6 protein-coding genes and 1 pseudogene are annotated in these 9,754 nt (G+C 46.7%); 6 read left to right on the top strand and 1 reads right to left on the bottom strand.

Going from position 1 to position 9,754, the window contains the following annotated elements; all coding sequences use genetic code 11:
- Positions 1 to 235: 235 nt before the first annotated feature.
- Positions 236 to 1,261, top strand: a complete 1,026-nt coding sequence (locus QZP87_RS04970) for a radical SAM protein (protein ID WP_291321815.1) — start codon at positions 236 to 238, stop codon at positions 1,259 to 1,261.
- On the top strand, positions 1,258 to 3,039 hold the full coding sequence (locus QZP87_RS04965) for a radical SAM protein (RefSeq protein WP_291321814.1): 1,782 nt from the start codon (positions 1,258 to 1,260) through the stop codon (positions 3,037 to 3,039). Before QZP87_RS04970 ends, QZP87_RS04965 begins: the two co-directional genes overlap by 4 nt.
- Positions 3,040 to 3,201: 162 nt before the next feature.
- Here QZP87_RS04965 and QZP87_RS04960 read toward each other — a convergent pair.
- Positions 3,202 to 3,435: pseudogene (locus QZP87_RS04960) on the bottom strand (transposase); the annotation flags it as partial.
- A 64-nt stretch (positions 3,436 to 3,499) separates the two neighbouring features.
- On the opposite strand from QZP87_RS04960, the gene QZP87_RS04955 reads away from it, so the two are divergent.
- The 4 genes from QZP87_RS04955 to QZP87_RS04940 all read left to right on the top strand — a co-directional run bounded on the left by QZP87_RS04955 (position 3,500) and on the right by QZP87_RS04940 (position 9,135).
- Entirely contained in the window at positions 3,500 to 3,790 is a 291-nt protein-coding gene (locus QZP87_RS04955) for a hypothetical protein (protein WP_291321813.1), read from the top strand.
- Between the two features lie 290 nt (positions 3,791 to 4,080).
- Positions 4,081 to 4,377, top strand: a complete 297-nt coding sequence (locus QZP87_RS04950; protein WP_291321812.1) for a hypothetical protein — start codon at positions 4,081 to 4,083, stop codon at positions 4,375 to 4,377.
- A gap of 33 nt (positions 4,378 to 4,410) precedes the next feature.
- Positions 4,411 to 5,637 carry a hypothetical protein gene (locus QZP87_RS04945; protein ID WP_291321811.1) on the top strand — a complete coding sequence of 409 codons (1,227 nt, stop codon included), beginning with the start codon at positions 4,411 to 4,413 and terminating at the stop codon, positions 5,635 to 5,637.
- Between the two features lie 258 nt (positions 5,638 to 5,895).
- A complete protein-coding gene (locus QZP87_RS04940; protein WP_291321810.1) occupies positions 5,896 to 9,135 on the top strand; it encodes a PAS domain S-box protein in 3,240 nt (1,079 codons plus the stop codon).
- The last annotated feature ends 619 nt before the right edge of the window (positions 9,136 to 9,754 follow it).

Below are 9,754 nucleotides of genomic sequence, written 5' to 3'. Positions count from 1 at the left end.
TATGAGAAGAACTTTACCTAAATATGAAGACAAGCTTACACCTACTCAAAAAAGAGCGTTAGAAAGGCTCACTCCTAGAGATTTACAGCAGTTGAAAGCAATAAAGGACAAGCTTGGACCTAACATTGGAAATGAGGCAGTGAAAGACACAGGTGTAATTTTGTGGTAAAAATAAGCGGCCCGCAAGCTATTTGTAGGGCCGCATTTTATCTTTATGCAATATGTTGAGGATATAATGAATTTAGAGCAATTAATAAAACTAAGGTCTAGTTTCTATAAGACTGTCCTTTTGTTCGTTACAAGAAAATGTCCACTTAAGTGCAAACATTGTTCTGTAGAAGCTGGCCCTGAATACAACGAATCTATTCCATTGTTTGTGGTCGATTCGTGGATGAGAGGTATTCGAGAAACTAAAACTGTTGAGTTGATTAACATAAGCGGAGGAGAACCATTTACAAATATTGATTTATTAAAAAAAATACTTTCAGCTGCAGAGAATTATGGCATGAAAGTTGTTGTGGGTACTAGTGGATTTTGGGCCTCAAATCCTGTGAATGCCAAAAGAGTTATTGAATCTCTTCCACTCTTTACTGTGTTGCAAATTAGTGCAGATGAGTTTCACGAAAAATTTGTTCCTATTGAAAGAATAAAACATGCTACTATTGCAGCTTTAGAAAAAAATATAAATATTGTTATTACATTCGTAAACAATAATAATATTTCTTTCAAAGATAGGTTTTACAAGCTAATGGGAGATAATTTAATAAGAGAGATTGAATTTCTTGAAATAAATCTTAGAGCTATGGGGAGAGCTGCAAAAAATAACTTGGTCATAGATCGACATACACATGATCTGCCCGAAGGAGCATGTGATCGCTTAAATGCTCCAGTTGTGAAATATGATGGCAATGTGATGGCATGTTGCCATGATGAGTTAATTCCTAGATCCAATCATTTTCTTTGGCTTGGCAATTTACATAAAGTAAATTTTAATGAAATTTATCAAAAAGCGAATCATGATTTCTTAATACAAGCACTTCGTACAATCGGTCCAAAAGGAATTATTGATATAATAACAAAAGAAAGCTGGGAATGGAAACCAAGAACATATAAAGAAAATAATATTTGTGATCTCTGTAAAGATATAGTTTTTTCACCATATCTTATCTCTATGTTTCAAGAGTATGCAAAAGATTTGGTCTTTCAACATGAAACAACAATAAAAAGATTTTTTAAATACGGGGAGGCAATGCAGGTTTGAACTTTATTGCAGCTAATAACAAAGTATTTATTTCATATATAGACTCTCAAATGAAATCTATGCTTAAGGTAATTGATTTAGAAATTGATGGCACAACAATAAAAATAGATGGATTTAGGATTAGAAAGGTTCCACTGATAAGTTACAATTATTCAATCAATTGGGAGTCATTTTATTCAGATACTAAAGCTATAGTTCGTTTTGAGCCAAGGATTGAGCTTATTTCACGTCAAATTGAATCTATGCTCAGAGTTATTGAGGTTTTTGCCCATGGTTTTCCTGTCATCCCTACAGGATTTCGTTTAAAGGAATTATCACAATGGAGGGGTAAGGATGAAAATAATCAGGATCCATACTTTGCCATTTTACAATATTTATCCTGGATGTGTAGTACAAATTGCGCATTCTGTCTTCATAAAAACGATCCACCCGGATATTATACAAAATCAAAGTATGGCTGGAAGACCCGTGTAGAAGAGATAGATACAAGGCTGAAATATTGGGATCCGGAAGATGGGTTGGGGCTTTTTGGCAAATCAGAATATAATTATTTCGAAATGTTAACTCATCCTGAATTCAAGAAGATAGCTAAAAAAGTTCGTGATAAGACCGATAAGATATTTAATATTATAACAAGTGGAAGCTTTCTAAGCAAAGATCTTATTGACTTTTTATGTTCTATCCATCCGGTATTACTAGGTATTTCCCTGAATAGTTGCAGTCCATCTCTCCGTTTAAGTGTTATGAAGGATAATGCTCCGGAAACAGCCTTAAAAGCCCTTCCCTATCTAAGACTGAAGACTATGCCGTTCTTTGTCAGTTTAGTTACTTGGCATGATATCCCCGTTAAGGATATGATAAAAACTATAAAATGGTCGGATCAATTCGAACCATATTTCATAAGAATCAATCTAGATGCACATACCAGATTTTCTCCATTCAGAAAGAATTTAAAATCAAGCCTTAACAGATGGAAAGAGATTGTATCTACAGCAAGAGAGTTGAGAAAAGAAATCAATACACCAATATTGTTTCAACCCGCCATATTTGAGGAGCGGTTTTTTACGAAAAACAGAAACAGGGTGATAATAGATGGGGTTGTGAAAAATTCACCGGCATGGAATGCCGGATTTAAGGCCATGGATGAAATTATTTCTATCAATGGGGTGCCCATAGGCTTTAGAAACTTTGCTAGACACCTTTTGAACAGCTTTTACAGAGCAGGAATAAAAGAATTAAGAATCGGCATCATCAGGAATGGAAAGACCTGCATTGAAAACATTCAAAAGACGGATTTTCATTGTAGTTATCCTTACAAAAGCGGAAACGATCCAATATTTTCGCCCTATGGATTTTTAATCCGAGGAGGATTGGATCTAGACCATATCATGCAAATAAAGCAGGCATCCGAAATTCATAATGCCCAGACAATTTTATTTCTGACATCATATCTGATGAAAGACTCATTGGAGGAAATGATCAAAATTAGTGGGTTATTTGATTACACAGACAAAAGAATATTTTTAGAAGTGCCAGCACATAATTTCTGGGGTGGTGATATAATGATTGGTGATCTTCTGATTGTCGATGATTTTATTGATGCAATTCATGCATGGGTTAAAAATAAATCCAAGAATCCGGATTTAGTTCTTATTCCAAGTACATCATTCAACAAGTGGGGTAGAGACATCATTGGAAGAAATTATCTTGATATACAAAAACATACTGGAATTACAACAGAATTAATTCAATGTGAGAGGATCGAAAGTATTAATTAGAACCCCGGTTGCGCAGGTCCTATGATTTGCTATGAGTGGTACGCTGGGGGAAAACTATCCTCCAGAGCAGGATCTGTAACACGTTCTTTGAAAAGATTATGCGTACAGCCTGATTTTGGACGCACTGCTTCCTGAGAAGCAACTTTTTCAGCCCTACGCAGGCTATGCGTTGGCCATGACTTGGAGGTTGAAGGTAACCACGCTGGACCAAACGTATTGCTTGAAGCCATCCCAGCCTCTCCAGGTGCAGCGGTCCAGACCAAAGGCCCGCTTCATGGTGGAGATGATGGCCTCTATGCCAGCCCTGAAGTTGCGCAGCTTTTTGTAGACCCAGTGGCTCTTGACCATATTCAGGATGTTGATGTTTCTTTTCTTGGCGAAACAGACGTCCTTGATCCTTGCGCGCTTATTGATTCCTGAAACTTTTGTCTGAAAGATAAAGGAGGGGGAGTAGCTCTTTATGGACACTGAAAAACATAACTATTTGAAAAAAAAGCCTTCAGTTGTTGATGAGTCAGGAGACTTTATTTTTCGATTTGTTTTATCCTCAAATGAAAAACAGCCTCTATACAGTGATCCACTTATTGAAATGGTAAGAGAGCAAATCTGTAACCTGCTTAATGTGGTTGTTATGACTTCTGGCAACAAAGAGGTTAATATTGATGGTTTTAAATTGTTAAATAACTTAGATTGTGTGTACAAATTATTTGATAGAAAAAAGGGAGCAGAGACATCGGGGGAGAGAAGATAGGCGATGCCCGCGCGGTTGAGCCGCTTACCGCTGCATTGAAGGATGAAGACGCGGATGTCCGAACGACGGCGGAAAGGGCTTTGCGGAAAATATGGGAACAGACCAGGTGAGGCGGCAGGCTTTCCCGGTCGCAGCCCAGGCCCTGCCGGCAGCCTTCCCCGCCTGACCTCCTCCGCCTGCAGCCAGTCTGATACCCGGCGTCCGGTCCTTATGCAAGGTCCATCGAAGGGATCCCTGTGTTTTTGTATCTCCTGAAGGAGGCGGCATACATCCAGGCTGAAGAGTAAGCATTGTCCCTGGATGCCACAGCGCCCGGAAGCCCGCAGGCCGGATTTTTCAAGCTGCCGGGCATCCGGGTTGCTGCACGCAGCAGAACAGTCTGCAATAAAATAGCGGCTGGTGTGAAGTATCTTTCCGGCCGCTTGTTTTATGTTCCGGCCCTGGCCGTTGAGATGCGGCCAGGGGTTGAATTTGAGGCGCAGACAGACGAGTTGGGTGAGCTGGACACGGGAAAGTTTATGGATGCGCCTGCACGCTCTCAGACAACACCTGAATTGCGCCCAGAACAGATCACACGGCTTCAATAGTGAAGCAGTATCAAGCAAAAAAGAGAAGATCAAATGCCACCACACGCTGCACTATATTTTAAACCGGGCCGGGTGGCGGCAGCAGTCATCATCTCAGTCCTTGTTCTGTTCCTGATCCCGATCGAGATCCGGGCCAATGGTTACTCGGCCCCTTCAAGCGCCGAGGCTGTCGGCGGCTGGTTTCCATGGGAGGAGGGGGTCGGGGCGCCGCGCACCGGCCTGACCCCGGCGGAAACAGAGGCCGTTACGGCTAATCTGGAAAATATCGCGCAAGTATTACGCCGATCAGAGGCGCTGGTCCGGGGGGCCGAGATATTGCCGATCCGAGAAATCGGAACCAGGAGGGAACTCGAAGATTCGCAGCCGGGCCCGGCCACATACCGTCTGGGCATGATGATCTTCCGGCCGAGCAGGAAAGAGGCCCGTACTTCCGGAGGACATATCTCGGTGTTGGTCAGCTCGCCCTACGCCACAGCCGCCAAGCTGTTCAAGGATGCCGGGGTACCGATCTACCTTGAGTATCCGGTAACAGGCCAGGCGGGAGGGTTTTCCGTCCACCTGTTGTCTCCGGAACGCGGCCGTTCGCGGGATACGGGATGGGTCATCACCCCTGAGGGGCGCTCTCCTTGGGTGCCTGTCAGCCGGGAACGCTGGATACAGGCCCTTATCCGCGATGCACGGAGCAAACTGGCCGAATTCGAGCAGGAAGTGACAGAGCAGGCGCAGCAGCGGCGCGCCCGGTTCGAACATACCTATGAGGGCATGAAGAGACTGGCCGGAGAGTCGGAGGAGATGCTCGCAGGGATGGCTGAAATGCGCGAACAGTTCGAGGCCCGCGAGAGCGGTTTCTCGCAGGCGGTGGACGCCTTGCGTGCCGGAAACCATGACCTCCTGGAAAAGCTCGGACGGCGGGACCTTGCCCTGTTCATCCGGGTAATCCCGCGACTGGAGGCGGAACTGGCGGCAATGCCGCCAGAGGTGCGCAGGTCGCCAGCTTATTGCTGCGAAGCTGCGCCGGTCAGTTATTTTGCCCCTCCTTCCTACGCGACCCGGCCTTCCCTGCTGGTCGAGCCCGGAGATGAGCGAGCCAGTCCTTTGCTTGCCCCGAATTTGGATTTTTTCCGCTGTGACCTGCCCGCGCCTGCCGTGCAGTCCATCACTGTGACGCAACGCATGACACGACCCGACAGGGCCTGGAAGTCATACATGGAAGCAGTCCGTCAAGATTTGACGGAGGTATTGACCTGGTTGCCGGAGTGAAGCACACTGGCCTGCTGCTGAGCTTGGGGCCCGGAGGAGGCAGAAACAGATTAATGCAGGAGAACCACAATGACCTGACTAAAGGTAATGACGGCATTAATACAAAATCGGAAAGAGACCATAAAAATACAAAGTAGCTGATAGCCTTTCAACTCATCATTTAACCATTTGATTTTTATGCACCCTGTCTTCTGGCATCAGTCCTCTATGACTAAAAAAAGTATCTTTTACAGACGCATATCAAATCAGGAGTAAGAGATGACCGCAAATTCCTCATCCCCCCCTTCCCCTCAAAACCTGACCGGCGGGACCAGGTTCATGGACTGCAAGGACCTTCTGGAAAATGCGCCTATGGGTATTTTCACGTCCACACCCCAGGGAAGATTTTTGTCTGCCAATCCTTTCATGGCCACAATGCTTGGCTATAATTCTCCAGAAGAGCTTGTTGAATCGATAACAGACATTGCTTCTCAGGTTTACGCTGATCCCTCTGACAGGCTTGAGATAATGCGTCTCCTGGAAAGACAGGGCCAGGTGGTGAATTTTGAATGCCGGTTTTGCAGCCTGCACGGGAAAAATTTCTGGGTATCCATCAATGCAAGGGTGGTCCGGGATGAAAAAGGCACCATCACCTGTTATCAGGGCTTTGTCACTGATGTTTCAGAGCGCAGGCAGGCACAGCAGGAACTGGCTGAGGCCCGAGTTGAGCTGTCCACCATCATGGATGCGGTCCCTGTGCTTATCTGGCGAAAAGACAGGCAGGGCAGGTATATTTATGCCAATAAGCAGTTTTGTGACCTGGTGGGTATAGAACTGAAAGACCTGAAGGGGAAAAGTGATTTTGAAGTTCATCCTGAAAGCATAGCTATGAAATATTCAGATGACGACTGGAAAGTAATTTCTTCCGGCCAATCCATGCGCAATATTTCTGAGCCTCACCGGAAAGCCGGGGGGCAGATGGGATGGAGTCTGACCGAGAAACTGCCCTGTTTGGATCAAAGCGGTAATATAACCGGGACCATAGGTTTTGCCCTGGATATAACCGAGCATAAAAAGACCTGGGAGGATCTACAGAGTGCTCTGGAGGAGGCCGAGGAAGGCAGGCAGACACTGGACTCGTTGATGGCCTTTGTTCCGGTGGGCATAACCATAGCAGATGCGGATATGCGCCTGAAAAGGGTAAGCAGACACGGCCTGAAACTTATGGGCTGGCCTGAAGACAGACACGTCGGTTTGTCAATAGAAGAAATTCTTTCCCAGTGGGAAGTATATCAGGCTGATGGAGTGACAAAGGCTGATCTGGATAATCTGCCCTTATCCAGGGCCATCATGCACGGGGAAGTAGTGCTCGGCCAGGAAATAATTCAGCGTCATGTGGATGGCCGCGCTATACCTTTGAGCTGTGACGCCGGGCCGGTTCGGGATGCCCGGGGCAGGATAACCGGCGGAATAATCGCCTGGCAGGATATCACCCGGCGCAAGCAAAATGAAGAAGACCTTGAAAAGTCCAGGAGAAGACTGCTCACAGTCCTCAACAGTATTGATGCCATCGTTTACATTGCTGACATGAACAATCACGAAGTATTGTTTATCAACGAATATTGCCGGGAGGTGTCCGGCGATATAGTGGGACGCAAATGCTGGGAGGCGATCCAAGGCAGGCAGAATGGCCCCTGTCCATTTTGCACCAATGATAAACTGCTCACAGAAGACAATAAGCCCACAGGGGTATATCGTTGGGAGTTTCAGAATCTTGCAGATGGACGCTGGTATGACTGCCGGGACAGGGCCATAGAATGGCCTGACGGGCGTATGGTACGAATGGAGATAGCAACGGATATCACCAGGCGTAAGCAGGCCGAGGATGAGCTGCAGAAAAGGGAAAACTTTATCATATCCACCCTGGACAACCTTCCAGTGGGTGTGGCCATTAACTCGGTGTATCCGGAAGTGCAGTACACCTACATGAACGACAATTTTGTCCGGTTTTACCGCACTACAAGAGAAGAGCTGGCTGAAAAGGATTTCTGGGAGGCGGTTTATCAGGAGCCTGAATTCAGGGAAAAGATAAAACAAAGAGTGCTTGAGGACTGCGTCAGCAATGATCCCTCCCGCATGTTCTGGAAAGATATTCCCGTATACCGCCCCGGGGAAGAGCCATTTTATATCACCGCCAAAAACATCCCCCTTCCTGACAGCAGCCTCATGGTATCCACTGTCTGGGATGTTACGGACCGCAAACTGGCTGAGGATCAACTGAGGTCGGCCAAAGAGCAGGCCGAGGCTGCCAATCAGGCCAAATCCGAGTTTCTGGCCAACATGTCTCACGAACTACGCACTCCATTCAACGGCATCATGGGCATGATGCAGCTTTTGCAACACACAGACCTAAACGATGAACAGCAGGAATTAGTCAATCTGGCCATTAAATCGTCTGAAAGGTTCACCCGCCTGCTTTCGGACATTCTGGAACTGTCGAATATTGAAGCGGGAAAAATGATCATCTGCTCTGCAGAGTTCAGCCTCCAGGAATTGCTTGAGTCCTTATCCAGTCTGTTTTCGGCTGAAGCCCGCCAAAAGGGACTCGCCCTGGAATTATTCATGGATCCTGATGTTCCGGCACAAGTCACAGGCGACGTGACCCGGGTCAAGCAGATCATGTTTACCCTGGTGGGCAATGCCCTGAAATTTACAGAACAAGGGTCCGTGCAGGTCCAGCTGTCCCCTCTATCTGCGACCAAAGAAGGAGATGTCAGGGTGCAGTTTTCCGTCTTCGATACCGGAATCGGTATCCCTGAGGACAGGTTGAGTGATCTGTTCAAACCCTTTGTACAGGTTGATGGATCGTACACGCGCAAATACCAGGGCGCAGGTCTAGGCCTGTCCCTGGTCAAACGCCTGGTGGATTTGATGAACGGAAACATTTCCGTTGAAAGTGAAGTGGACCGGGGGACTACCGTGCACGTGGTCCTGTCCTTTGCCCTGCCGGCTGTGGATCACTTAGAATCTGTTACTGCAGCCACTACTCAGCGGGAGTCGAAAAAGAATCTGGACATCCTTCTGGCAGAAGACGATACCTTGAATCAGCTGGTTATGAAAAAGATGCTGGAAAAGCAGGGACATAATGTCGTCCTGGCCAATCATGGGCAGGAAGCCGTAGACCTGTTCCAGGAGCAGAGCTTCGACTGCATACTCATGGACATTCAGATGCCTGTTATGACCGGGGTGGAGGCGACGCAGCGCATTCGCGCCGCAGAGGTCGGAAGTCGGATGTCGGAGATCGGATGTCGGATGTCGGAAGTCGGATGTCGGAAGTCGGAGATCGGAGGTCGGATGTCGGGCATTCCCATAATCGCAGTAACCGCTCATACCCAGCCTGGTGACCGGGAGAGATTTCTGGAGGCAGGCATGGATGATTATATAGGTAAACCAGTGAATCACGAGGATTTTCAAAGGGTGTTCAGTAAGTTTTTCGGGCAGGAGCATTTACAGCAATAACCGTGGCAGGAATAACCAGTGAAGTTTACGGCTAGGCCATGGCATAGTCCTGTTCAATTATTCTGAAGACTGGCAAAAGAAAGCTTGTACAGATCATATCATTTACTCTTTACGCCGAAAAGGCGCTGCATGTGTTGACACCCGATACGTTGCAGGGTACGTTTAGGTCATGATTCGAAGCTTCAAGCACGTAACAGTTTAGCCCTTTTTAAGGAAAGCAGGGGACAGGCACCCCCAAACCTTTTTCTGAAGGATGATTGACAGGTTTTAAAAAAAGTGCGGGGAGAGCCAGTCCCCATGCCACATATTCTATGTTGATCCAGGCAGCCTGACAGTTGCCATGCAAAGAGATCGGGAGAAGTTCCTGGAGGCAGGCATGGTTGCCTGCCTGGCCAGGCCGGTACGGTTAGAAGACCTGGAAAAGGCTCTTGCCAGGTATGCAGAATAAAGCAGGCGAGCACTACGGCTATATTCGTCAAATAGAGGAGGAGTATCAAATGCCATACGTAACAAGCATAGAAAGAATAGCTCTTAAAAAGGGCATGCAACAGGGCATGCAACAGGGCATGCAACAGGGCATGCAAAAAGGCGAAGCCCAGTTGCTTCTGCGCCAGCTGGC

The sequence above is a fragment of the Desulfonatronospira sp. genome (genome assembly GCA_003563255.1).
GTDB lineage: Bacteria > Desulfobacterota > Desulfovibrionia > Desulfovibrionales > Desulfonatronovibrionaceae > Desulfonatronospira.
The sequence above is the reverse complement of the archived record's forward strand: the minus strand, read 5'-3'. Positions and strand labels throughout refer to the sequence as shown.